This window comes from Vreelandella nanhaiensis (assembly GCF_003990185.1).
GTDB lineage: Bacteria > Pseudomonadota > Gammaproteobacteria > Pseudomonadales > Halomonadaceae > Vreelandella > Vreelandella nanhaiensis.
Genome location: NZ_RZHF01000016.1, coordinates 47,424 through 71,768, shown reverse-complemented (window position 1 = coordinate 71,768; position 24,345 = coordinate 47,424). Strand labels below are relative to the sequence as shown.

Here is a 24,345-nt window from a genome sequence, read left to right as displayed (position 1 = left end):
TTATCGGTGCCTGTTAAGATAGAAGGCAAACACAGTCCCGGCCAACGTCTTTAGCGCTATAAAGAGCTTGGTCGGTACGTTCAATTAAATTCTTCAGGGGTTCGCCGCATCGGTACTCTGTTACGCCAATGCTAAGCGTAACTTCACCCGTACCTACGCTAAAATCATGTTGAGAAACGGCCTTGCGTAATTGATCAGCAAGCTTATGACATTGTTGAAGTGATGTTAATGGCAGCGCTACCATAAACTCTTCACCGCCCAGCCGGGCTACCATATCCTCGCAGCGAAGAAGCGCTTTCATTTTAGTGGCCAGCTGCCTTAATACTTCATCACCCTGTAAATGCCCCCAGCGGTCATTAATTAATTTAAAGTGATCAATATCGATCATCATAATAGATAAAGGGGTACCGTGGCGGGCGCTCAATGATGCCAAATGAGAGAGGTGCTTCATCAGCTTGCGGCGATTAGGTAATCCGGTAAGGGCGTCGGTATCGCAGAGCCGGCGCAGTCGCTGCTCCTCAATAACCTGATCAGTGATATCCATCATCATACCGGTCCAGAGTACGCCGTCAGAAGCTGGTGCAGGATTGGCAGAGACCGCGATCCATTGTGACTTGGCATTGGGGGTTGGTAGTCGAAAGCGTGTAGTGAGCGGTAGCATCCAGCGCGCTGAACGTTCAATAGCTGACATAACCCTGGGATATTCACTGCCGGTCAATGGCTCAAGTAGCCCACCTGCGTCATGGGCTAGCTGGACGCGATCAATATGTCCAAGTGCATTACCTCCACCTTCCAGATAAGGAAATTTCATATGCCCACTGGATGAGCGATAAAACTGGAAAATGACCCCAGGTATTAGTGGGACAAGACCGTCAGCGCTTAATGGTATAGGCATGTCTTTCACGGACATACGCGAAGCTCCAAACGAATGTCAAAAAATGGTTGTAAAGACTAGCCTTGTTCGCGTAACAGAGTTGTAAGCTATTGCTGACAAATTAACATATTATTAATAGTAAATTTATATTAGTTAATTCTATATTAATATAAGGGGCGGTTTTATCATTTTGAATTACGATTTTATAGAAATGATGCTTTTTATTTGCATAATTTTAGTGTGTGCTGGCTATAAGTTATTATGTTTTATTAACATAGTTTATGGAATTTAATCTTGAAATACAGGGATGAAAGAAAGTGAGTATTAAAATGATAGGGGAGGCGAGCGGTTTAGTCAGTTTAGTAGGAGCCGGACCTGGCGACGCTGAGTTATTAACGATCAAGGCTTATAAACGGTTACAGCAGGCTGATATTGTTCTTTATGACAGGCTGGTTAGTGAGGATGTGTTGGCTTTGATATCAGACCATGCGCAGCGGTTTTATGTTGGCAAGGTCCGCTCTTTACATAGTGTCCCGCAGCCAGAGATTAGCCAAGCATTAGTAGGGTGGGCAAAAGAAGGCAAGCAGGTTGTCAGGCTTAAAGGCGGCGATCCTTTCATATTCGGCCGTGGCGGGGAAGAGTTGGAGACGCTCATTGCCAATAATGTGGCGGTTGAAGTGATACCGGGTATCACAGCGGCATCCGGCTGCGCAGCTTATGCCGGCATTCCGCTTACCCATCGAGACTATGCCCAAGCCGTTCATTTTGTCACTGGCCATTTAGCCGATGGTGAGCACGCGCTTGATTGGGAGGGGTTGGCTCGTTCCGGGCAGACATTGGTTTTTTATATGGGGTTAAGCAGTGCTGAAGTTATAAGCCGCGAGCTGATGGCCTATGGTCTGGCGTCTGATACGCCTCTGGCAGTGATCGAGCAAGGCACAACCCGGGCCCAGCAAACACATGTGGGAACGCTGAGCTCGCTTCCTGACGCGTTGAGCACGGGTCAAATCAAATCACCAGCGTTATTGATTGTAGGTCGCGTAGTGTCGCTGCATTCAAGACTCGCATGGTTCGAAGGTACTCAGCCGACTGCATTAAACACGCAAAATGATCTACCTTGTTGAGTAGAGCCAGCGTTAATACGTTGAATTCGCTAATGGACTGGCGAGATGCCATTTGATGTGTATGATAATAATGAATGTTACAAAATGTACGCACAATTACCGCTGCTGATTTGGGTAGCCTAAGATAGAGAGGGACGCAGAATGTCAGAAGCAGACCGCCCGGAGCCTCAAGTTCCAGCAAATCGATTGGATACAAAAACCCTGTTTAAGGATAACCGCGTCAGGGCAATAGCAGGCATCGCCGCTATCGCGGTTATCTGGGCCATTATGGCGCAATCCAACGCCAGCACGCATAAGGATCGTATTGAAACGCTTGAAGAGCGGCTTGCAAGTGTTGAGCAGGATAATCGTCGATATAGTCGGCGCATCCAGGAGATCGACCAGGCCGAAACTGATTTATCGGCGATGCAGGCGGAAATGGCATCCCTTGAAGAGCAGCGTAACGAGGCAAATTCGGCACTAGAAAGTGCGCAAAATGATGTGACGACCACGCAAGCGCGCCTAGATGAGCTAACGTCGCAGCGCGAAGTGCTACAAGAAGAAGTTGATTCGTTAACTCAGCAACTTGAAAGCGCTGAAAGCGATATGCAGTCGCTGCGTGATGAGCGTGATGAGATCGTCACCACCCGTGATGAGGCTGAATCAGCGCTTCAGCAGATTGAAGATGCCCGTGAAAGTGCGGATGAAGCCCGCCAGGAGGCTGAAACTGCCCGCCAGCAAGCTGAAGAGCAGCGTCAGCAGGCTATTGAAGCGCTAAACAGTGCCGAAGATAAGTTGTCTGAGGTTGAAGAACAGATTGCTCAGGCCAATGAAGAGCTGTCTAATCTTCAGGAGCAAGTATCATCAGTGCAAACAGAGCTGGATGAATTTGAAAGTACACGTGAATCCATTGCCAATGAGCGCGATGAGTTGCAAAGCGAGGTCGATTCGCTGATAGAACTGCGTGAACAGGAAGAAGAAAGCCTGAGCCAGGTTCGTAGTGAGATGGATGACCTGATGGTGGCGCTGGATATTGGTCGTAACGAAGTAGCCAACGTCGAAAGCGATATTAAAGAGCGTGAAGAGCAGCTCTCCCGGCTGGAATCTCAGCTTCGCGAGTGGCGTGAAGAACTCTCCTCGCTCGACCAGCGTCTGGGCAGCGTCGATGATGTTGCCAGTGATGAAGTGCCTACGCTTGCCGGTCAGCAAGAGAAGGCTGCGCCTGAGGCTGACTCTTCTGACAATGCCGGTTCTGAGCAGAATAGCCAGAACCAAGAAGCGGCTAATGATACCGACGGCAACCAGCAGCAAAGCAGCAATCAGTAACTTCTCTCTTGGTCTTTCAAATAATCGTACAAGCGGATGCTGGCTTACCAGCATCCGCTTTAGGTTTGTTGGTTTATGAATACTCGCTCAGCGAGTATCATTTGCTTAAAGCGAATAATCTACCCCTACAAGAGGAGTGCGACTAAATGGATGGCGTTAAATATATTGTCGCAGTGGCATCAGGCAAAGGTGGTGTGGGCAAGTCGACGGTAACCGTTAACCTGGCTCTGGCGCTTTCTGCCCAGGGTTATCGTGTGGGAGTGCTGGATGCCGATATCTATGGGCCAAGTCAGGCTCAAATGCTGGGGGTTAAGGAGGGAGTGCGTCCTCAGACGGCTGAAGGTAACAAGTTTTTGCCGTTAGAAGCACATGGCTTACAAGCCATGTCCATGGCATTTATGGTGAATACGCGCGAAGCAATGGTATGGCGCGGCCCGATGGTAGTAGGGGCGTTTCAGCAGATGCTCACCCAGACACAGTGGGATAACCTGGATTTTCTGTTGATTGATATGCCGCCCGGTACCGGGGATATACAGCTTACCCTGGCACAAAAGGTGCCGGTTTCAGGAGCGGTCATTGTCACCACACCCCAGGATATTGCCCTGCTGGATGCCCGCAAAGGCATCGAGATGTTCCGTAAAGTAAATGTGCCGGTGCTGGGGGTCGTCGAGAACATGAGCCTTTATCATTGTGAAAATTGTGGCCATGAAGCTGCCATTTTCGGTACAGGCGGTGGCGATCTTATTGCCGAAGAGTACCAGACAACGGTGTTGGGCCGACTGCCGTTGACCCTATCAATTCGCGAGCTGGCGGACTCGGGTAAGCCAAGCGTAGTGTCAGAACCTGACAGCTCGGTAAGTCAGACGTTTGCAGAGATTGCTCGACAGGTTGCCCAGTCAGTGAGTGCCAGCGAAAGCGATGGCCCCACAATTTCTTTTAGCGAGTAGACGCAATACATGAGCATTAAATCAGATAAGTGGATCCGTCGCATGGCGCAAAGCGACGCCATGATCGAACCGTTTGAAGCTGAGCAGGTTCGCTATGTAAATGACCAGCGGGTTATTTCTTACGGTACTTCAAGCTACGGCTACGATGTTCGTTGCGCTGATGAGTTCAAGGTTTTCACTAATATTCACTCAGCCATTGTCGATCCCAAAGCGTTTGATGATAAGAGCTTTGTCGATGTAAAAGGCGATGTGTGCATTATTCCCCCCAACTCGTTTGCGCTTGCAAGAACCGTTGAGTACTTTCGCATTCCGCGTAATGTGCTGACAATCTGTCTTGGCAAATCCACCTATGCGCGCTGCGGTATTATCGTTAATGTCACGCCGCTTGAGCCAGAGTGGGAAGGGCATGTAACGCTTGAGTTCTCAAACACAACCAATTTGCCCGCCAAAATTTATGCCCATGAGGGCGTTGCGCAAATGCTGTTTTTAGAATCCGACGAGGTGTGCGAAACCTCGTATAAAGATCGGTGCGGGAAATACATGGGGCAGCGTGGTGTTACCTTACCGCGTACGTGAATGCTCAACCGCGCCTAGCTAGATAGCCCAAAAAAGCCTTACGGTTTCCCGTAAGGCTTTTAGTTGGTTTTTAACGTTTAACCTAGGCTTGAGCGTTAATCGTCAACGTTTTCATCCAGCTCTTCAGCGGCATCTTCGTGTGAAAGCCGCATGCCATGGGCGGGCAGGAGGTGGCCATCCATTTTGGCGCCTTCGGCGCTATATTGAAGCCGTCCTTCGAGAAACCACTGTACGGCGATAGGGTAGATCAAGTGCTCGCGGGCGTGAACCTTATCCTTGAGCGTGTCTTGGGTATCGTCGATGCTGACCGCGAGCTCTGCCTGAAGCACTACCGGGCCACCATCTAGCTCTTCGGTCACAAAGTGCACGCTGCAGCCGTGGCTGGCTACCTTGTCCGCCAGAGCTCGCGCATGGGTATTAAGCCCTTGATAGGAGGGAAGGAGGGAAGGATGAATATTAAGCATCCGGCCCAGAAAACGTTGCACAAAGCGCGGCGTCAGAATGCGCATAAAGCCTGCCAGCACAATCAGATCAGGCTCGTGACGCTCAATAACCTTGATCAGAGCGCCGTCATACGCATCGCGGCTATCATATTCGCGATGGGGCAAGACAACAGCTTCAATGCCCGCTTCGTGGGCACGTTTCAAGCCGTAAGCATCGGGCTCGTTGGAGATAACAGCCACAATCTCGCCGCCTAAACGATCATGAGACTGCGCGTCAATCAATGCCTGAAGGTTACTGCCACTGCCTGAAATCAGCACCACCACACGGCGCGCACCAACAGGCTCTGGCGCCATATCGGTTATCGTATCGCTGTATTGGGTACCACTCATGCTGACAAGTTCTCCAGCACTACCGCTTCATTCTGACGCTTGATAATATGGCCGATACGGTAGACCGTTTCACCCTGAGCCTGCAGATGCTCCATGGTTTGCTCAGCTTCTTCAGCAGGCACTACGACTACCATGCCGATGCCGCAGTTGAGTACACGGTGCATTTCGGTCTCGTTAACATTACCCTGCGCCTGAAGCCAATCAAACACAGCTGGGCGCTGCCAAGTGTTGATATCGATATGGGCCGCCAGGTTGTCAGGAAGGACGCGGGGAATGTTCTCCAACAGACCGCCGCCTGTAATATGAGAGAGGGCATGAACGGAAAGCGAGGTGCTGCGCATCAGGGAAAGCAGGGATTTTACGTAGATACGCGTTGGTGCCATTAACGCATCGCCTAGCGGGGCGTTATCCACCTGGGCATCCAAAGGGGTGTTGCTGACCTCAAGAATTTTACGGATTAGCGAGTAGCCGTTGGAGTGAGGGCCTGATGAGGCCAACCCAAGCAGAACGTCGCCTTCGCCTACTTTGCTGCCGTCTAGGATTTCAGACTTTTCCACGACGCCAACACAAAATCCAGCCAGGTCATAGTCACTGCCTTCGTACATACCCGGCATTTCGGCGGTTTCGCCACCTACCAGCGCGCAGCCTGCCAACTCGCAACCTGCGCCAATGCCGGTAACAACGTCTGCGGCAATATCCACATCTAGTTTACCCGTAGCATAGTAGTCAAGAAACAGCAGTGGTTCGGCGCCAGCAACAATCAGATCATTGACGCACATGGCTACCAAGTCGATGCCAATGGTGTCATGTTTGCCAAGATCCATAGCCAAGCGCAGTTTGGTGCCTACCCCGTCGGTACCCGATACGAGAACCGGCTGTTTGTAGCCTGCGGGTAGCTCACATAGGGCGCCAAAGCCGCCTAGACCGCCCATTACTTCAGGGCGAGTGGTGCGCTTGGCAACGTGTTTGATGCGGTCAACTAGGGCGTTTCCGGCATCAATATCGACACCGGCGTCCTTATAGCTGAGTGAAGGGGTAGCCGGAGAAGTGGAAGTCTCGGTCATGACAGTTCCTGTGAAGCCTATAGCAGTACGGGTAGTGCTGGCGCGTTGGCCAGTGCTGGGCAATAACTGCAGTGGATTGTAACACTCAGCGACGTGAGCCGCACCGCCGGTATGCAGGTAAGGTCTTTGTTAGGGTAACTTTTGTTATTATCAGTACTTCAAGTGCTATTGATGAGTCCAGGAAGGAGAGTCATGCAATGCGAAACACATGGTTAGGAATCGTGCTGGTAGTGGTAGCCATAGGGTTGGTGTATTTGCTGAACTCAGTATTAATGCCTTTTGTTGCCAGTATGATACTCGCCTACCTGGCTGACCCTTTGACCAATTATTTCCAACGCCTGGGGTTAAAGCGCCCATTAGCGGTAAGCCTTGTGTTTTTGGTGTTATTGATTGTATTAACCGCCTGCCTGCTTATTTTCATACCGCTGGTTGTACAACAGATCAAGCAATTGGGGGAGGCAGTACCTGACATTTTCATGTGGGTTGAAAATGTCCTTGCTCCTCAAATTCAGGAGTGGACAGGCTACGATCTGCGTGCCGAAGTCACGAATGTACGCGAAGTACTGGTCGAAAACTGGCGAGATGCGGGAGGCTATCTTGCCCAGGCCTTGGGGCATATTGGTCGCTCAGGTATGGCATTAATGACTTGGATAACCTATATCGCACTGATTCCGGTCGTCACCTTCTATTTACTACTCGATTGGAACCGGATGCTGCGTAATGTTGCAAGCCTGGTGCCGCGCCAATGGGCGGATGATACGTTTCGTCTGGCCAGGCGTTGTGATGAAGTGCTGGCCTCGTTCTTAAGAGGGCAGTTGCTGGTCATGTTAAGCCTTGGGATTATTTATGCCACTGGGTTAACACTGATGGGGCTCAATTTTGGTTTACTAATTGGGTTTGTGTCCGGAATCGTCAGCTTTGTGCCTTTTCTGGGCTTTATTGTGGGTATTACGGTTGCGCTAATTGTTGCGTTATTTCAATTCGGTACGTGGTGGGCAGTGCTGGGTGTGATCGTGGTATTTAGTATCGGTCAGGCAGCAGAAAGTGTCATACTACAGCCTAAACTCCTGGGCGATAAAATTGGTTTACACCCTGTGGCAGTTATTTTTGCAGTGTTAGCGGGTGGCAATATATTTGGGTTTACCGGCGTACTATTAGCATTACCTGCGGCTGCCGTTTTCATGGTGCTTCTCCGGGAGCTGAACGACCGTTATAAGCAGAGCACACTGTATAAATCTGAACAACGCTCATTATCGCCTTCAAATCACCATGATGGGCTAGGTCGTCACGACGAAAGGGAGTCATCATGAGCCGAATGCCGGCACAGCTGCCGTTAGGAGTGGGGTTGCGGGATGATGCAACCTTTAATAACTATTACGCTTCAGCGGCAAATGCATCACTGGTCGAACATTTGGCCCAGCAATTCCAAAGTAATTCGGAGCCCTTTGTCTATTTGTGGGGGGCGCCTGGAAGTGGGCGAAGCCATCTTCTTCAAGCGGCCTGCCATGCGGCTTCCGATGCTGACAAGCGTGCGCTGTATCTACCCTTGGCTGATCTTGGCCATTTTCCGCCCTTGATGCTTGAAGATATTGAGCGGCTGGACCTGGTGGCTATCGATGATCTTGAGTATGTGGTGGGACGAAAGCGGTGGGAGGAGGCATTGTTTCATGCGTTTAATCGGCTACGTGATGCAGGAAAGCAACTGGTGATTGCCTCAAGTGCCGCGCCTCGCCAGCTGGACGTTGCACTGCCGGACCTTGCCTCGCGGTTAACCTGGGGAGTCACCTTTCATTTGCACCCCTTGAACGATGAGGAGCGGCTGGCCGCACTTAGGTTGCGCGCGAATGTTAGGGGAATGCAGCTGCCAGATGATGTAGGGCGTTATATCTTACACCGTGGTCCAAGGGAGTTAGGAGAGCTTTGCCGTGCCATTGAAACGCTTGACCAAGCATCGCTTTCGGCCAAGCGTAAGCTAACGATTCCCTTCGTCAAATCTGCATTAAATTGGTAAGGCACGCCCGCTGGATAAACCAGTGAGCGTGCCTGTAATCATACGCTTTTTATATATTTAGTGAGTTAGGCAGGCTGGCGCATTTTGCTGGTAGCCGTTTGGGCCTGTTTAACACTTTCCTGCGTTAGCTTCTGGCTTTTCTGAAAGTAGTCCCGTTGAAGGGACACGACTTTATCGGCGTCGTCCTTTACACGCTCGGCCATCTGCCTCACAACCTGCTGTTGGCCTTCCATGTAGTGACGCAGTTCCTGAGGATCTTTTATAGAGGACAGCTGACGCAGTTGCTGAATACCGGCATCTGTATAAGCTTGGCTCGCTTCCATTTGTGCGTTCAGCATCCTTTCTGCGTAATCAATCGTCAGCGCTGCATAAGCACGTGCAGGGGCCATGAAAACGTTATCGAACTGCTGGTTCATTTCATTGGTATTGAAAGTATTCATGTAAAACTCCTGAATCGCAACGAGGTGCTCGATAGTAAGGCATCTAATAGCCACGTTTTGCCGCCTTTAAGCTAATCACGTCGGCTTACCGCTAATTCTGACTAGCCAATATATCTGCATGGCAGCATAGCAGCCGTTTTTGTGCACTGCAATATCCGCTGGTAGGAAGATATTTACAAGAGATATAAAGGTATTTCCTATAGCAGGTATGCGTATGTATTTACCCGATCCATAAGAGCGACTAGCTTGAATAGCTGACATGACTGCGAATGGACTTGCCGATGTGATCATCTGTAAATAAGGTTGATTACTATTTAAAGGAGGTTGATAGATGGATACTCGAGTTGAACGCGACAGCATGGGTGAGTTGAGCGTACCTGCCAATGCGCTTTACGGCGCGCAAACGCAGCGGGCTATCAATAACTTTCCTGTCTCTTATACGCCTATGCCAGCCGCTTTTATTCATGCCGTGGCGCGTATTAAATTAGCCGCCGCCCGTGTCAATCAGCAGCTGGGGTTGCTTGATGATGCAAGAGCCCACGCTATTCAAAAAGCCGCTCAAGCGGTGATTGACGGCGAGTATGATGACCACTTTCCCATCGACGTGTTTCAAACGGGATCCGGCACTTCAAGTAATATGAACGTCAATGAAGTGTTAGCTACGCTTGCGAGTCGTGAAGGTGTCGATGTAACGCCGAACGATCATGTGAATATGGGGCAATCTAGTAACGACGTCATTCCCACGGCGATCCATGTGTCAGCTGCAATTGCGGTCAATGAGTCGCTACGCCCCGCCTTAGAGCATTTAAGAGCGTGTATTGATCAGCGGGCGGGGGAGCTTAAGCATGTGGTCAAGACCGGGCGAACACACCTGATGGATGCCATGCCACTGCGCATGGATCAGGAGTTAGGCGCGTGGTCAAGCCAGGTCGGCCAGGCGATTGAACGGTTGGATAGCGCCATGAGCAGGTTGTGCCGTCTGGCGCAGGGCGGTACAGCCGTGGGTACGGGCATCAATGCGCCTGAAGGGTTTGCCGAGCAGGTTGCTAAAGAGTTAAGCGAGCAGACAGGGTTGCCGTTTGTCCCTAACGACAGCTTTTTTGCCAGCCTTTCCTCGCAGGATGCGGCCGTTGAACTCTCTGGGCAGTTAAAAGGGTTGGCCTGCGCCATCATGAAAATTGCCAATGACCTGCGCTGGATGAATTCAGGGCCTCTGGCGGGCCTGGGGGAAATCGAGCTTGAAGCCCTTCAGCCGGGCAGCTCGATTATGCCGGGGAAAGTCAACCCGGTGATTCCTGAATCAGCAGCTCAAGCGGCGGCTCAGGTTATTGGCTTGGATACCGCTATTACCGTGGCCGGGCAGAGCGGCAATTTCCAGCTCAATGTTATGCTGCCCCTGGTAGCAACCAACCTGCTTACTTCTATCACGCTGATGAGTAATACGTCGCGCCTGCTGGCCGATCGGGCTATTACCACGTTCAAAGTTCGCGAAGACAACTTGCAAAGCCCACTCGCTCGGAACCCAATACTGGTGACCGCGCTCAACAGTGTCATTGGCTATAACGCAGCGGCAGCGGTTGCCAAGAAAGCGTACCAGGCCGGACGCCCCATTATCGATGTGGCTGAAGAGGAGACCGATCTCGACCGTGAAACGTTAGAGCGCCTGCTTGACCCCATGGTGCTAACCCAAGGCGGAGTACCCAAGTAACAGCAGGCGGAAAAGCAGGGAGCTCAGGTTTCCTGCTTTTCGGTTTTGCCTTCTTGAATGGTTTCCCTGGCCTCTTCATGCTCTTCGCTGCTCGCCTCAGGGGTTGCCTGCTCATCCTGGCGATCGGGTCGATAGCAGAAAGTGGCCAGGATGGGAAAGTGGTCAGAGCCAAAGGCCTCAAGCCGCTGCATATTACTTAGCGTAAAGTGATGGGTAACGAAGATGTGGTCCAGCGGCCAGCGCAGTAGGGGGTTCTTGGCGTGAAAGGTGCTAAACATGCCCCGACCACGCCGAGGGTCCAGCATGCCACTAACCCTGCAGAATAACCGTGTAGTAGTCGACCAGGCTACATCGTTAAGATCGCCTGCAACCAGTGTCGGCTGAGGTTTCTCGTGTACTTCCTGCCCGACCCACAGAAGTTCGGCATCACGCCATAGCGATTTCTCACTTTCTGCTGGAGCAGGTGGGCGAGGGTGAACGGCATAAAGGCGAATGTGATCGCCGCTTTCAAGCGTCACCTGGGTATGAATGGAGGGTATATCATCTTGAATCAGCCATTTGACCGAGGTGTTTTCCAACGGTAAGCGCGAATAGAGGTGCATACCGTAAAGATTGTCTAATGGCACTTTTGTGCTGTAACACCAGGTTTCATCGAGATGAGGATCGAGCTGGTCTTGCCACCACTGATCCGATTCTAGGGTTAAGACGATATCCGGTTGGTGCTGATTGATCATGTTGATTAACCCATCCGCTTGGCGGTTGGGCATTAAAACGTTAGCAATCAATAGCGTTATGTACTGATCTTTAGGTGCATCTTTTTCCGTTTTGTTTACCTGTACGCGCCATAAACGTGTCCAAGGCAGAATGTAACGGCATTGAAGGCCGACAGTAATCAGCGCCGAAACCCAAGTAATGGAACGCCAGATGCCAGCGTCAAGCAATACAAGGCCTGCCAGCCCGCAAATAAGCGCAAGAATAGCCATTTGCACCCGGGGAAATTCAAAGCAGCGGATCCACCACCAGCGTAAGGGGATGCGCGCCACCAGTGTTGCTGCAAGGAGTATCAACGCCAGAGACGCAATCAGGGGGGGAAGCACTCTCTATCTCCCTATATCAAAAGAATTTCAAAATTGTTTTCTAAGTTTAAAAAGTTAAAACACTTTCTGTTAGTAGCGATTTTATCGACATATAGAACGTAAATCTGTTATTGCGAAAGAAAAAAGTTGCTTGCAATGTAGTGATAATTAAGTAGAATACGCATCCGTTGCAAGACAGGACCATAGCTCAGTTGGTTAGAGCGCCACGTTGACATCGTGGAGGTCGGCGGTTCAAATCCGCCTGGTCCTACCATTATCGCAATCCTTTTTCAGGACCATAGCTCAGTTGGTTAGAGCGCCACGTTGACATCGTGGAGGTCGGCGGTTCAAATCCGCCTGGTCCTACCAAGTTCAGCCCAGTGCTTAAGCACTGGGCTTTTTTAGTTATTTGCCGATAAGCCTGCTCGACTTACGTTATCAATCGTATTCAGTTTCTAGTGGCAGAATAATGAAAAACACCTCAGTGACGAGAAGTTCTATAGGGGCATGTCATATGGCATCCGACTGCTTGCCCAGGGCGTTTTTTAACAGTATTCCCCCGTCAATAATTCCTTAACATAACGTGTATAACATACGAACAAGAATTTGTGTTAGCTATCATGCTGGATTTTATGGAGTGTTTAGCTACCCTGCTGAAAAGCATACTTCAAGGATGAAAATATGTATTTTAACGTAATACCCCGCTGGTTTACTTCCCTGGGTGGTCAAGTAGGTATGCAGACTGGCGTGCGGCCCGTTAGCAGTGATATCGAAAGCGCCGAGCTTGAGGACTATTTCAAAACAGCTCGGGAGTTAGGGCTGAGTCGTCAAAAGGCCGAGAAAATACTTAACCAAACATTGTGCAAAGCGCGACGCGGGTCTGAGCTATCCATGAGCGATGTTATTTTTCGAGCCTTTTGCACCATCCATCTTCACACTTATCACTAAATGCTTGAAAGCCTCAATGAAGATCCGTCTGGCGTTGAAAGGTAGCAACCAAGGCTTCGATTCCTACCTGGTCATTTAGCGTAAAGCGTGCTGGCAGGGGGCTATCTAAGTCCAGAACCCCCCATAGGTAGCCATCAATAATGATGGGTATGACCAGTTCTGAGCGTGATTCAGCATCACAGGCGATATGGTCCGCTACTGCGTGTACATCATCGACTCGCTGAGTGCGTTGCTGACGCGCTGCTGCGCCACAGACGCCTTTGCTAAACGGAATGGGGTGGCAGGCGGGCTTGCCTTGAAAAGGCCCCAGTCCGAGCATTTCTGGCTGGCGTTGAAGATAAAATCCTACCCAGTTCAAATCGGCAATCTCCTGCTGGATGAAAGCACAAGTTTGAGCGCTATTGGTAAGCCAGTCACGGGTATCCAGTAATGCTTCCAGCTGACGGTTCAATAGCGTGTAATCAATAGATGGCATGGTAATCTCTTTCTTGAACACATCAGGCCAGCGCTAAGGCTGGCCTGATAAGGCGCTGCTGATTTTAAATAGCCTATTCAGTCCAGCCGGGAACGGCGGCGCCCTTGAACAGCTCTTCGGCTTTAGCCGCCACTTCGTCACGTTGGTATGCATCAACCAGCTGGCGAATATCCTCACGGTCCTCGTCGCCGCCGCGTACGGCAATCAGGTTCACGTAGGGCGATTCCGGACCTTCCTTGATGAGTGCATCGTCAAGCTCCAGGCCAGCAGGCTGTGCAAACGTATTGTTGATAAAAGCCATGTCTACATCAGGCAGTACGCGGGGCAGCTGGGCAGCCTCGATTTCGCGGAAGCGGAAGTTGTGGGGGTTTTCAGCAATATCAATCGGCGTTGCTTCAAGATTTTCAGGATCGTTGAGCGTAATCAAGCCATGATTGTGCATTAGAATTAGCGCGCGTCCTTCATTGGAAGGGTCGTTAGGTAGAGCGATTTGGGCGCCGTCCGGTAGGTCTTCAATGCTGTCAAATTTCTCTGAGTAGGCGCCGATCGGATAAACAAAGGTATAGCCTGCTACGGCAAGATCGTAACCGCGATCATTGACCATGGCGTTCAGGTAGGGCGCGTGCTGGTATGCATTGGCGTCTAGGCTGCCGTCGGCCAGGGCTGCGTTAGGCGTTACATAATCGGTAAATTCAATGATTTCTACGTCGAGGCCGTACTCTTCCTTGGCAATGCGTGCAGCTACTTCCATTACCTCGGTTTCAGGACCTGCAACGGTACCCATTTTCAGTGTGCGAGCTTCTGCATTTGCAACGTTAACTGCCAGTGCCAAAGCGGTAAGGCTACCGATAATAAGTTTTTGCATGGAAATCTCCTATTGCGTTATACCACTATGACTTAATAATGATGGAATAAGAAATATAAGTCTAATGCATTTTTGTTATAAAAAAGCATGGGCTCTTGCTATCCCTATTTGCGGTCACTCTTGCGAACCAGGTAGTCGCCGAAGCTTTGAAAGCCTTGCACCATTACTACGAGAATGACGACAGTAATCAGCATAATAGTCGGGTTGAAACGATTATACCCATAGCGGATACCCAGGTCGCCCAGGCCGCCGCCACCCACAGCGCCCGCCATGGCGGAATAGCTAACAAGTGTTACCAGCGTAATGGTCAGGCCTGTAATGATTCCGCCTCTTGCTTCGGGAATAAGGACTTTGCAGATAATTTGCCAGGGCGTCGCACCCATTGACTGGGCGGATTCAATCAGGCCAGGCGATACTTCATTGAGCGCACCCTCTATTAAACGCGCCACAAAGGGAATGGCCGCAATGGTAAGAGGAACAGAGGCGGCGTTGATCCCAATTGAGGTGCCGACCAGCATGCGGGTGAACGGAATGATCGCCACCATCAGGATGATAAAAGGAATCGAGCGACCCACATTGGTAATAACCCCTAGGGCCCGATTAAGCACTGGCTGCGCCAGGATCTGGCGCGGGCGCGTTGCGTATAACATCACGCCAAGCGGAAGTCCCAATAGGGTCGAGATCACACCAGAAATCGCCACCATATAAAGCGTATCCAGCGTAGCCTGTAAAATAAGGTTAAACAGTGCGCTGGACATGGCCAAGTACCTCTACGTTTAGCTGATGTGATTGAAGATAAGCCATGGCTTCCTGGGTCTGGGTCTCAGAGCCCAGCAATTCGGCAATCATTAGCCCCAGGGTGCGATCCTGAATGGATTCCACCTTGGCTTGCAAAATGCTGACGTCTACATTGCACTCTCGCGCCAAACGGGAAATAAGCGGTGTTGAGACGGCATCACCTGAAAACGTCAAGCGCACCACCGGGTGCGTATCCTCGCCCGATGTATCGCTCAACCGCTCGATTAGCTCTTTAGGGGGCGTGAGCTGCAGGAAGTCATTCAGAAATTCACGTCCAAGTGTTGTGGTAGGGGCAGTGAAAAATTCGCCCACTTCGGCATCTTCCACCAGCTTGCCATTGGAAATCAGGCTTACCCGGTGGCAGATGGACTTGACCACTTCCATCTCATGGGTAATCAATAAAATGGTGATGCCCAACTGACGGTTGATATCGCGCAGCAATTCAAGGATCGAGCCCGTAGTTTGTGGATCAAGCGCGGAGGTCGCTTCATCGCATAATAAAACGTTGGGTTTGCTGGCAAGCGCACGGGCGATGGCAACACGCTGCTTTTGTCCCCCTGAAAGCTGGGCGGGATACTGCTTTGCTTTATCGGCCAGGCCAACCATCTCAAGCAGGGGTAAAACGCGGTTTTGAATGGCACTGCGCTTTTCACCCATTAATTCAAGCGGGAGAGCGACGTTGTCAAACACATTACGCGTAGTAAGTAGGTTAAAGTGCTGAAAGATCATGCCAATGCGGTGGCGAGCCTGGTTCAGGGCGCTACGATTCAAGCGCATCATTTCCTGACCATCTACCGTTACGCTGCCCTGGGTGGGGCGCTCAAGCAGGTTTACACAGCGAATCAGTGTTGATTTGCCAGCGCCCGATAGCCCGATAACACCGTGAATAGTGCCTTTGGGCACATGTAAATTAATATCCTTAAGGGCATGAACGGCGCTTTCGCCGCTTCCATAGGTTTTGCTGACGTTACTAAGTTCAATCATGGCGTCTGCCTTAATAGGAGGCCTAAGACGGAGTGCGAGGGAGCAGGCATAAGGGTGAAGAATAAAAAAAGGCCACCCTTACGGGTGGCCATCAACGCTGGACACACCCTTTTAGCTGCACTTCACCAAATCATTGATTTGGTGGACGCCCGCAATCTGGGTACAAATCGGCGTCATTACATGGGCCAAAAGTCTAAAGAGCAGCCTTATTCTTGTCAATTGAAACCGGCGAGTTTACGCCTGCAGTCAATTGAATTAAAGAAGCAGTAAGCGGCTGGTTTGCGCCTCTGGCTTGGGTATTCAGAACGGTCTTATCAGTCGGCTTCCTGTCAGGCGAAGGCGGCTAAGCTGCTGCTAATTTGAACGGCATATAGAAAGACATATCTGAAGGGCGCAACACACAAGGTATAAGCGTAAACTTGCGCCTTTAATAATTCGTGTTTGAATAGGCGCCTTTTAGACCAGCGTATCAGGGGAGGTATTATGTTTACCGGGATCGTGCAGGGTACTGCTAAAGTCGTTGAGGTTCATGAGCTTGAAGAGTTTCGGACCCATGTGGTGGCATTGCCACCTGCCATGCGCGAGGGGCTGGATATAGGAGCTTCTGTCGCTCATAACGGTGTCTGCTTGACCGTGACGACTATTGACGGAGATAACGTCAGCTTCGATTTGATGCGTGAAACGCTGCGGTTAACTAATCTTGGTGCAATTACGCCGGGGGCACGCGTCAATATAGAGCGAGCTGCTCGGTTTGGTGATGAAATTGGTGGGCATTCGATGTCTGGGCACATCATCTGTATGGCCAAGGTGGTTGCTATCGAAGAAGCGCCTAATAATCGCAGGCTGTGGTTTTCCTTACCTGCCACCATTGGTCGCTTTGTTTTTGAAAAAGGGTATATCGGTGTTGATGGTATCAGCCTGACCGTCGGCGATGTGCGCCGCGCTGAAGATGATAGCGACATTGAATTTAGCGTTAACTTGATTCCAGAGACGCTGTCTCGCACCCTTTTAAGCGAGCGTGCACCTGGCGATGACGTCAATATCGAGATTGATCCGCAGACCCAGGTAATTGTTGAAACGGTCGAGCGGGTATTGGCCAAGCGTTTATAAATAGGCGGCTGCCTGTGTGCTGGCCGATGGGTCGGGTCATGGCCTAAAGATTGCTAGCTTAAATACCGGCGGTAGCAATACCGCCTGAACCGGCTGCGCGCTAGGTGCTCGCATCACGCAGTGCCTTTCGGTAATATGTGCGGCTTTTCTCGCTCCAAGGGACGCATTCTGCGTTTGCGCGAAGGATAAAAACATTCATGAAATTTCTGGACAACTATTTCAATCTGACCGAGCTGAACACGAATGTGAAGACGGAGGTCGTCGCCGGGATCACGACATTCCTGACCATGGCCTACATCATTTTCGTGAACCCCAGCATTCTGTCGGAAGCGGGAATGGACTACGGCGCCGTTTTTGTGGCGACGTGCGTCGCGGCTGCGATCGGCTGTTTCGTGATGGGGCTATGGGCGAATTATCCTATCGCGCAGGCGCCGGGGATGGGGCTTAACGCCTTCTTCACCTATGGCGTGGTGCTGGGTATGGGGTACACCTGGGAAGCCGCACTCGGGGCGGTTTTCTTCTCGGGCCTGACGTTTTTCCTGCTGAGTATTTTCAAGATTCGTGAGTGGATCATCAATTCGATTCCGATGTCATTGCGCCTCGGTATCGCTGCGGGTATCGGGCTGTTTCTCGCCATGATTGCCCTCAAGAACTCAGGGATAGTGGTGGCTAACCCGGCCACCTTTGTTTCCATGGGAGATCTTTCCGAGCCTGCGCCTCTTTATGCACTGTTGGGCTTTTTCGTGATTACCGCGCTTGCCTACCTGCGGGTCAAAGGGGCTGTACTGATCGGTATCTTGGGCATCACTGTCATGGCCATGCTGTTGGGTCACAATCAGTACAGCGGTATCATGTCCATGCCACCTTCGGTTGCGCCTACCTTTATGGCCATGGATTTGATGGGCGCACTGGATGTGGCCATGTTAAGCGTCATCTTCGCTTTTCTGTTTGTTGATCTGTTCGATACGTCAGGCACCCTGGTGGGCGTTGCCCATCGCGGCAAGCTGCTTGATAAAGATGGCAAGCTGCCGCGTATCGGGCGCGCCATGATGGCAGACAGTACCGCTTCAATGGCAGGTGCGGCGCTGGGTACCTCAACGACAACTAGCTATATTGAATCAACGGCGGGCATCGCGTCTGGCGGACGTACGGGACTGACAGCCGTTGTCGTCGGCGTTCTGTTTCTGATCAGCCTTTTCTTTGCCCCCCTTGCAGGCTCGATACCTGCTTATGCCACGGCTGGCGCGCTTTTATACGTGGCGGTTCTAATGGCGGGTAGCCTGGCTCATGCCAATTGGGAAGACCCGACCGACGCCGCGCCGGTTTTAATCGCAGCATTGGCCATGCCCCTTACATTCTCAATTGCTGACGGTATTGCCTTAGGGTTTATCAGCTTTGTGGGTATCAAGGCGCTGTCTGGCCGGTTTGGTGATCTAAACCCGGCGGTGGTGATTCTGGCACTGTTGTTTGCAGCAAAGTTCCTATTCCTGGGTTAAGCGCCCAGGCTATTTATTATTAATCTATGAGAGACGCGATGAGCATCTACGGCGACTACATCAAGTCGGTTATTCGCACCGTTCCTGATTGGCCCGAGCAGGGAGTGAACTTTAGAGATATCACTCCGTTATTACAAAATAGTGCCGCCTTTCGAAAGCTGATTGACAGCTTCGTGCACCGCTATCAGGAAATGAACCTGGATGCCATCGCGGCGGTTGATGCTAGAGGCTTTATTATTGGCGCACCGCTTGCCTATGAGCTGGGCTGCAGCTTTGTACCCGTTCGCAAAAAGGGCAAGCTGCCTTTTAAAACCATCAGCGAAACCTATAAGCTTGAGTACGGCCACTCTGAAGTCGAGCTTCATGCTGATGCTTTTCAAGAGGGCGACCGGATTCTGTTGATGGATGACCTGATTGCCACAGGCGGCACCATGCTAGCAGCAGCTAACCTTATCCAGCGCTGTGGTGGGCAGGTGGTAGAAACCGCCACTATCATCGATTTGCCCGAGCTGGGCGGTTCTCAAAAAATTCGCGATGCTGGCTTTAGCGTATTCGCGGTATGTTCTTTTAACGAAGACGAGTAATGCCTCTTATGAGCAGCGAACGCTATCACCAACATTTCACGATTTCCTGGGATCAGCTACATCGTGATGTGCGTCAGCTCTGTCACCAAATGATTGAGCGTGATTTTAAAGGCATTGTAGCGATTACCCGCGGTGGTTTGATTCCGGCAGCTCTGATTGCTCGCGAGCTTAATATCCGCTTGATCGATACCGTGTGCATTAAAAGCTACGATCACATGGATCAAGGCGGCCTGAATATCATGAAGGGTGTTGAGCATGATGGGGAAGGTTGGCTGCTGGTTGATGATCTAGTGGATACTGGCAAGACCGCACGCGCCGTGCGCGAAATGTTGCCAAAAGCCCATTTTGTGACTATTTATGCTAAGCCAGAAGGGCGTCCTCTAGTGGACCAATATCTCACTGAAGTGGCTCAGCAGTGCTGGATCCAATTCCCATGGGATATGGGTATTGCGTATGTTGAGCCACTTGTCGACCAAGTTAAAAGGAATTATGACTAATCCACTGACTAACGACTGGAGCCAATGGCTCGGGAATGAGTTTGACGCCGACTACATGAAGTCGCTAAAACAATTCTTGGCCGAGGAGAAAGCGGCCAAAAAAATCATTTATCCTCATTCTTGCAACTGGTTTCGTGCCTTTGAGCTGACACCGCTGAGGGAAGTGAAAGTCGTTATCTTGGGGCAGGATCCCTACCACGGCTCCAATCAGGCCCATGGGTTAAGCTTTTCCGTTCAGGCGGGGGTGAAAGTTCCCCCGTCGCTTGCCAACATATATAAAGAGTTGGAAAGCGACGTAGGTTTTAAGCCAGTACAGCACGGAAGCCTAGTAAGTTGGGCAGAGCAGGGTGTGCTGTTATTGAATACCGCATTGACCGTCGAGGAAGGCAATGCTGCCTCACATAGGGGGAAAGGCTGGGAGCAGTTCACTGACAAAGCCATCGAAACGGTTAGCCAGCATGCGCCGCCCTGCGTGTTCCTGTTATGGGGGAGCCATGCACGCCAGAAAAAGGCGTTGATTGATCAGCAGCGCCACCTAGTCCTGGAGTCTCCTCATCCTTCGCCGCTGTCAGCGCATCGCGGTTTTTTCGGTAATCATCAGTTTTCCCAGGCGAATCAGTTCCTGAAAGAGCAGGGACGCACGCCTATTGAGTGGCAGCTGCCGGAAAGCGCTTAACCTGATGGTCAGATACAGGTAGAATGGCGCGCAATTTTGTATGCCTGAAAATGGCAGCAAGCATTGCCATCCTGATATCCCCTGCAGTGAGGAAGCCCCATGAGTGTCTACGCCATTAACCATCCGCTTGTTCAACATAAGCTGGGACTAATGCGCGAAGCTGATTTAAGCACCAAGAGCTTTCGCGAACTGGCGGGTGAAGTGGCCAAACTTCTGACCTACGAAGCCACCAAGGGTCTGGAGCTTGAAGATCACGAGATTCAAGGCTGGAATGGCGAGCCGATTGCTACGCGTCGTTTGAAAGGTAAAAAGGTAACGGTCGTGCCTATTCTGCGGGCTGGTTTAGGCATGCTGGAAGGCGTGACGGATTTGATTCCCAGTGCGCGGGTCAGCGTCGTTGGCCTTTACCGCGATGAAGAGACGTTTCAGCCGGTGCCTTATTTTTCGAAATTCGCCAATGATATCGAAGAGCGCATGGCGATCGTGATTGATCCGATGCTGGCCACCGGCGGCTCGATGGTGGCAACGCTTGATATGCTGCGTGAGCGTGGTTGCGAGTCCATGAAAGTGATTGTTCTGGTAGCTGCACCCGAAGGTATTAAACGGGTGCAGGATGCCTATCCGGATGTCGAGATCTATACCGCCTCGATCGATGATCGTCTCGATGAGAATGGGTACATCGTGCCGGGCCTTGGTGACGCCGGTGACAAGATATTCGGGACCCGCTAGGCACCTCATCTGATATTGCCCCTTACGCTTCGGCGTTGGGGGCATTTTTTTGCCTTCTCTATACGAATAACAACCCTTTAGGAGTTATATGATGAATGATGCTGCCAGTCGGTCCGAGTCCTGGTCAAAGGTGCTGCTGACCGGGGCGCAAATGCTGTTTGTGGCGTTTGGTGCGCTAGTGTTAGTGCCGCTGCTCACGGGGCTTGACCCAAGCGTTGCGCTGTTTACGGCCGGTGCAGGTACGCTGGTGTTTCATGCGGTTACCCGAAAGACAGTGCCGGTATTTCTGGCTTCATCTTTTGCCTTTATTGCGCCCATTCAGGGTTCCATTGCAAGCTTTGGCGTGCCGGCCACGATGGGCGGCTTGATGGCTTCGGGCCTTGTCTATGTCGCCATTTCACAGGCGGTGCGCGTGCGTGGTACCGGCTGGCTTAACCGCCTGTTGCCCGCAGTTGTGGTTGGGCCTGTGATCATGGTGATTGGCTTGGCGTTGGCGCCTGTCGCGGTCAGCATGGCAACCGGTGAAACCAGTGATACTATCGGTTATGGCCAGGCGATATTCCTGTCCATGGCCAGCCTTCTGGTGACTTTGGTGTTGGCTGTTTTTGGCCGTGGCTTGCTGCGCCTGATTCCAATTATGGGTGGTATTGTTACCGGATATGCGCTTGCCTTGATCATGGGGGTGGTCGACTTTACCCCGGTGCATGAAGCCGCTTGGCTTGCACTGCCCAGCTTTACCGCGCCAAGTTTTCACTGGGCAGCCATCCTGTTCATGATTCCCGTCGCGATCGCGCCAGCCGTTGAACATATTGGCGATATGGTGGCGATTGGTTCGGTAACGCGTAAGAACTATCTGGAAAAACCTGGCCTACATCGTACGCTGCTAGGCGATGGCCTGGCGACCACAACCGCTGCACTATTTGGTGGGCCACCCAATACCACCTACTCCGAAGTGACCGGCGCGGTAACGCTTACCCGAGCCTTCAATCCCACCTATATGATCGTTGCGGCCGTTATCGCCATCGTGTTGGCGTTTGTAGCCAAGCTCGGTGCGCTGCTGCAAACCATTCCAGGCCCCGTCATGGGCGGCATCATGACGTTGCTGTTTGGCTCCATTGCCGTGGTGGGCATGAATACGTTGGTGCGTGCTGGTCAATCGCTCACAGCACCACGTAACCTGGTCGTGGTATCGCTGATCCTGGTTTTCGGGATCGGTGGGATGCAGTTTGGCGGCGGTCAGTTTACCCTGCAGGGAGTGAGTTTGGCGGCATTGGTAGGTATTGTTTTAAACTGGCTGTTACCGCTTGAAAAAGAGGGCGAGTAAAAATAATTACCCTATTGCCATCGCAATTAATGAATGCGAATGATAGCCAGAAGGAGCGTTTTATTGTGAGCGAGACAGCTACCGCGTTTCCCGTACTGGGTATTGCTGCCTGGAGCGGTACGGGGAAAACAACGCTTTTAACCCAGCTGCTGCCACGCTTGCGCCAGGCGGGGTTGAATGTTGGTGTTATCAAGCACGCCCATCATGAGTTTGATGTGGATCAGCCCGGTAAAGACAGCTATGAGCTGCGCAGTGCAGGTGCTTCCCCTATGTTGGTGGCCTCAGGCAAGCGCTTTGCCCTGATGCAGGAAACACCCGGCCAGTCAGAGCCTGATTTAAACGCGTTACTGGCCATGATGCACTATCATCAGCCCGACCTGGTTATTGTGGAAGGCTTTAAGGCATGGCCTATTCCCAAACTTGCCTTGTATCGTGAAGACGTGGGGGACGCTTCTCTGCTTGAGGATACGATGCTGCAGGCGGCTGCCCTTGAAAGTGATTCCCCCATAGTACTTGCTCCTCATGTGGAAAGGCTCGACCTTAACGATATTGAAGCGATTGCTCGCTGGGTGATTTCGTGGGTAGGCACTCAACCTAATAGCGTGGTTTAAATGAAAAGTGACAACATGCAGCTAACCCACCTCAATACGCGTGGTGAAGCTAATATGGTCGATGTTGGCAATAAACAGGAAACCCGCCGTGAAGCCGTCGCCTCAGGGCGTATTATGATGCAGCCTGAAACGCTCAAGCTGCTAAGCGATGGCAAGCTGCCCAAGGGCGATGTGATTGCCACAGCGCGTATCGCGGGTATTCAGGCTGCCAAGCGCACCCACGAGCTGATCCCACTGTGTCATGCGCTGGCGCTTTCTAAGGTGTCGGTTGAATTTGATATTGATCATGAGGCGGGCTGCGTCAAGGTGACAGCTCTATGTCGTCTAAACGGGCGTACTGGTGTTGAAATGGAAGCACTGACGGCGGTCTCCGTTGCGTGCCTGACACTTTACGATATGTGTAAAGCCGTTGATAAGGATATGCGAATTGAAGCGATTCAGCTTGAGAGTAAGCAGGGCGGCATGCGAGGCGATTATCAACGTGAGCCATCAAGGGCCGTGCCAATTGTGACAGGTGAAGGCGCTACGGGGGAAGTGACGCTGGGTGAGCGCTGCGCGTCACCTTGCGTTCGAGTCAAGTTTCTAGCGGAGTTGCGTGAGCGGGTTGGGACAAGCGACACCGTGCTGGATCTGGAGCAGGTACCCAGCCGGGATATTGCCGGTTTAAAGGCGGCGTTAAGCCAGAAAGACCGGCGTTTTAGCGTACTTTCTGATCAACGAACGCTTTGTGCGATCAATCAGGTAATGGCCAATGATACCGCACGTATTACCGATGAAGACGAAGTGGCCTTTTTCCCGCCCGTGACAGGAGGCTGAACCATGAACATTCAGGTGCGTATTCAGTCAGCGCCGTTTTCTTTGGTGGACGGCTATGAACAGACGTTGGCACAACGAACGGATATTGGTGCGGTTGTAAGCTTTACAGGGCTGGTGCGTGACTTCAATGAAACGCCTGATGTCACGGGCTTGACCCTTGAGCACTACCCGGGCATGACTGAGCGTACCTTAGGGCGTATTGGTGAAGAGGCCTGGCAGCGTTGGTCGTTACAGGCGATTTATATTGTTCATCGGGTAGGATACCTGACACCCGGAGACCCGATTGTTCGTGTACTGGTCGCTAGCGCCCATCGTCGTGAGGCGTTTGAAGCCTGTGACTTCATCATGGATTTTTTAAAAACCCAGGCGCCTTTCTGGAAAAAAGAGCACTCCTCCGATGGCGAGTACTGGGTAAAAGAGCGTGCAACCGATATGCAGGATGCCGCGCGGTGGGCTTAGTGCTTGCCGCTTAAC

Annotated in this window: 26 protein-coding genes and 2 tRNA genes; 19 read left to right on the top strand and 9 right to left on the bottom strand. The window is 51.5% G+C overall.

What is annotated here, in order from left to right:
• Nucleotides 1–13 precede the first annotated feature (13 nt).
• The gene (locus tag ELY38_RS12590; protein WP_127062631.1) at nucleotides 14–910 is read right to left on the bottom strand and encodes a GGDEF domain-containing protein; all 897 of its coding nucleotides are present in this window, start codon (nucleotides 908–910) and stop codon (nucleotides 14–16) included.
• 293 nt (nucleotides 911–1,203) lie between these two features.
• Between ELY38_RS12590 and cobA the strand changes: the two genes are divergently transcribed.
• The 4 genes from cobA to dcd all read left to right on the top strand — a co-directional run bounded on the left by cobA (nucleotide 1,204) and on the right by dcd (nucleotide 4,826).
• A complete protein-coding gene (cobA, locus tag ELY38_RS12585; RefSeq protein ID WP_127062860.1) occupies nucleotides 1,204–1,998 on the top strand; it encodes a uroporphyrinogen-III C-methyltransferase in 795 nt (264 codons plus the stop codon).
• Between the two features lie 141 nt (nucleotides 1,999–2,139).
• On the top strand, nucleotides 2,140–3,303 hold the full coding sequence (locus ELY38_RS12580; RefSeq protein ID WP_127062630.1) for a coiled-coil domain-containing protein: 1,164 nt from the start codon (nucleotides 2,140–2,142) through the stop codon (nucleotides 3,301–3,303).
• A gap of 146 nt (nucleotides 3,304–3,449) precedes the next feature.
• Nucleotides 3,450–4,250, top strand: a complete 801-nt coding sequence (gene apbC / locus ELY38_RS12575; protein WP_127062629.1) for an iron-sulfur cluster carrier protein ApbC — start codon at nucleotides 3,450–3,452, stop codon at nucleotides 4,248–4,250.
• Nucleotides 4,251–4,259: 9 nt separating this feature from the next.
• Nucleotides 4,260–4,826, top strand: a complete 567-nt coding sequence (dcd, locus tag ELY38_RS12570) for a dCTP deaminase (protein ID WP_127062628.1) — start codon at nucleotides 4,260–4,262, stop codon at nucleotides 4,824–4,826.
• 95 nt (nucleotides 4,827–4,921) lie between these two features.
• Here dcd and purN read toward each other — a convergent pair whose 3' ends face one another.
• Nucleotides 4,922–5,659: a phosphoribosylglycinamide formyltransferase gene (purN, locus tag ELY38_RS12565; protein WP_127062627.1), complete on the bottom strand. Its 738-nt coding sequence runs from the start codon at nucleotides 5,657–5,659 to the stop codon at nucleotides 4,922–4,924.
• Nucleotides 5,656–6,723 (bottom strand): phosphoribosylformylglycinamidine cyclo-ligase, encoded by a 1,068-nt coding sequence (gene purM / locus ELY38_RS12560; protein WP_127062626.1) that lies wholly within the window; start codon nucleotides 6,721–6,723, stop codon nucleotides 5,656–5,658. The genes purN and purM overlap by 4 nt, the downstream gene beginning before the upstream one ends.
• Before the next feature lie 197 nt (nucleotides 6,724–6,920).
• On the opposite strand from purM, the gene ELY38_RS12555 reads away from it, so the two are divergent.
• Together ELY38_RS12555 and hda are read left to right on the top strand one after the other, a co-directional pair.
• Nucleotides 6,921–8,033 carry an AI-2E family transporter gene (locus ELY38_RS12555; protein WP_127062625.1) on the top strand — a complete coding sequence of 371 codons (1,113 nt, stop codon included), beginning with the start codon at nucleotides 6,921–6,923 and terminating at the stop codon, nucleotides 8,031–8,033.
• Complete coding sequence (gene hda, locus ELY38_RS12550) at nucleotides 8,030–8,734, top strand: DnaA regulatory inactivator Hda (RefSeq protein ID WP_127062624.1); 705 nt, start codon at nucleotides 8,030–8,032, stop codon at nucleotides 8,732–8,734. The genes ELY38_RS12555 and hda overlap by 4 nt, the downstream gene beginning before the upstream one ends.
• Nucleotides 8,735–8,799: 65 nt before the next feature.
• Here hda and ELY38_RS12545 read toward each other — a convergent pair whose 3' ends face one another.
• Nucleotides 8,800–9,174, bottom strand: a complete 375-nt coding sequence (locus ELY38_RS12545) for a phasin family protein (RefSeq protein WP_127062623.1) — start codon at nucleotides 9,172–9,174, stop codon at nucleotides 8,800–8,802.
• Nucleotides 9,175–9,505: 331 nt separating this feature from the next.
• Here ELY38_RS12545 and ELY38_RS12540 point away from each other — a divergent pair, with 331 nt between their 5' ends.
• Entirely contained in the window at nucleotides 9,506–10,882 is a 1,377-nt protein-coding gene (locus ELY38_RS12540; RefSeq protein ID WP_127062622.1) for a class II fumarate hydratase, read from the top strand.
• A gap of 23 nt (nucleotides 10,883–10,905) precedes the next feature.
• On the opposite strand, the gene ELY38_RS12535 is transcribed toward ELY38_RS12540, so the two are convergent.
• The gene (locus ELY38_RS12535; protein WP_127062621.1) at nucleotides 10,906–11,979 is read right to left on the bottom strand and encodes an endonuclease/exonuclease/phosphatase family protein; all 1,074 of its coding nucleotides are present in this window, start codon (nucleotides 11,977–11,979) and stop codon (nucleotides 10,906–10,908) included.
• Nucleotides 11,980–12,155: 176 nt separating this feature from the next.
• On the opposite strand from ELY38_RS12535, the gene ELY38_RS12530 reads away from it, so the two are divergent.
• Together ELY38_RS12530 and ELY38_RS12525 are read left to right on the top strand one after the other, a co-directional pair.
• Nucleotides 12,156–12,232, top strand: a tRNA-Val gene (locus ELY38_RS12530).
• An 18-nt stretch (nucleotides 12,233–12,250) separates the two neighbouring features.
• Nucleotides 12,251–12,327: transfer RNA gene (locus tag ELY38_RS12525), tRNA-Val, on the top strand.
• Nucleotides 12,328–12,919: 592 nt separating this feature from the next.
• Here the strand turns inward: ELY38_RS12525 and ELY38_RS12520 are convergent.
• The 4 genes from ELY38_RS12520 to ELY38_RS12505 form a co-directional block, all read right to left on the bottom strand.
• Nucleotides 12,920–13,381, bottom strand: coding sequence for a GAF domain-containing protein (locus ELY38_RS12520; RefSeq protein WP_127062620.1), 462 nt, complete (start codon nucleotides 13,379–13,381; stop codon nucleotides 12,920–12,922).
• A gap of 73 nt (nucleotides 13,382–13,454) precedes the next feature.
• Nucleotides 13,455–14,246 (bottom strand): MetQ/NlpA family ABC transporter substrate-binding protein, encoded by a 792-nt coding sequence (locus tag ELY38_RS12515; RefSeq protein WP_127062619.1) that lies wholly within the window; start codon nucleotides 14,244–14,246, stop codon nucleotides 13,455–13,457.
• A 104-nt stretch (nucleotides 14,247–14,350) separates the two neighbouring features.
• A complete protein-coding gene (locus ELY38_RS12510; protein ID WP_127062618.1) occupies nucleotides 14,351–15,004 on the bottom strand; it encodes a methionine ABC transporter permease in 654 nt (217 codons plus the stop codon).
• A complete protein-coding gene (locus ELY38_RS12505; protein WP_127062617.1) occupies nucleotides 14,985–16,028 on the bottom strand; it encodes a methionine ABC transporter ATP-binding protein in 1,044 nt (347 codons plus the stop codon). The genes ELY38_RS12510 and ELY38_RS12505 overlap by 20 nt, the downstream gene beginning before the upstream one ends.
• Nucleotides 16,029–16,511: 483 nt before the next feature.
• Between ELY38_RS12505 and ELY38_RS12500 the strand changes: the two genes are divergently transcribed.
• The 10 genes from ELY38_RS12500 to moaE all read left to right on the top strand — a co-directional run bounded on the left by ELY38_RS12500 (nucleotide 16,512) and on the right by moaE (nucleotide 24,330).
• Entirely contained in the window at nucleotides 16,512–17,138 is a 627-nt protein-coding gene (locus tag ELY38_RS12500) for a riboflavin synthase subunit alpha (RefSeq protein WP_127062616.1), read from the top strand.
• A gap of 197 nt (nucleotides 17,139–17,335) precedes the next feature.
• A complete protein-coding gene (locus ELY38_RS12495; protein WP_127062615.1) occupies nucleotides 17,336–18,634 on the top strand; it encodes an NCS2 family permease in 1,299 nt (432 codons plus the stop codon).
• Nucleotides 18,635–18,672: 38 nt separating this feature from the next.
• Nucleotides 18,673–19,218 carry an adenine phosphoribosyltransferase gene (locus ELY38_RS12490; protein ID WP_127062614.1) on the top strand — a complete coding sequence of 182 codons (546 nt, stop codon included), beginning with the start codon at nucleotides 18,673–18,675 and terminating at the stop codon, nucleotides 19,216–19,218.
• Between the two features lie 8 nt (nucleotides 19,219–19,226).
• Nucleotides 19,227–19,715: a xanthine phosphoribosyltransferase gene (gpt, locus tag ELY38_RS12485; RefSeq protein WP_126949868.1), complete on the top strand. Its 489-nt coding sequence runs from the start codon at nucleotides 19,227–19,229 to the stop codon at nucleotides 19,713–19,715.
• Nucleotides 19,708–20,391, top strand: coding sequence for a uracil-DNA glycosylase (ung, locus tag ELY38_RS12480; protein ID WP_185858981.1), 684 nt, complete (start codon nucleotides 19,708–19,710; stop codon nucleotides 20,389–20,391). Before gpt ends, ung begins: the two co-directional genes overlap by 8 nt.
• 99 nt (nucleotides 20,392–20,490) lie before the next feature.
• Nucleotides 20,491–21,120: a uracil phosphoribosyltransferase gene (upp, locus tag ELY38_RS12475; RefSeq protein ID WP_127062613.1), complete on the top strand. Its 630-nt coding sequence runs from the start codon at nucleotides 20,491–20,493 to the stop codon at nucleotides 21,118–21,120.
• A gap of 91 nt (nucleotides 21,121–21,211) precedes the next feature.
• Nucleotides 21,212–22,444, top strand: coding sequence for a uracil-xanthine permease family protein (locus tag ELY38_RS12470; RefSeq protein WP_127062858.1), 1,233 nt, complete (start codon nucleotides 21,212–21,214; stop codon nucleotides 22,442–22,444).
• Between the two features lie 29 nt (nucleotides 22,445–22,473).
• On the top strand, nucleotides 22,474–23,055 hold the full coding sequence (gene mobB / locus ELY38_RS12465) for a molybdopterin-guanine dinucleotide biosynthesis protein B (RefSeq protein WP_127062612.1): 582 nt from the start codon (nucleotides 22,474–22,476) through the stop codon (nucleotides 23,053–23,055).
• Between the two features lie 15 nt (nucleotides 23,056–23,070).
• Nucleotides 23,071–23,871: a cyclic pyranopterin monophosphate synthase MoaC gene (gene moaC / locus ELY38_RS12460; RefSeq protein WP_127062611.1), complete on the top strand. Its 801-nt coding sequence runs from the start codon at nucleotides 23,071–23,073 to the stop codon at nucleotides 23,869–23,871.
• 3 nt (nucleotides 23,872–23,874) lie between these two features.
• Nucleotides 23,875–24,330 carry a molybdopterin synthase catalytic subunit MoaE gene (moaE, locus tag ELY38_RS12455; RefSeq protein WP_127062610.1) on the top strand — a complete coding sequence of 152 codons (456 nt, stop codon included), beginning with the start codon at nucleotides 23,875–23,877 and terminating at the stop codon, nucleotides 24,328–24,330.
• The last annotated feature ends 15 nt before the right edge of the window (nucleotides 24,331–24,345 follow it).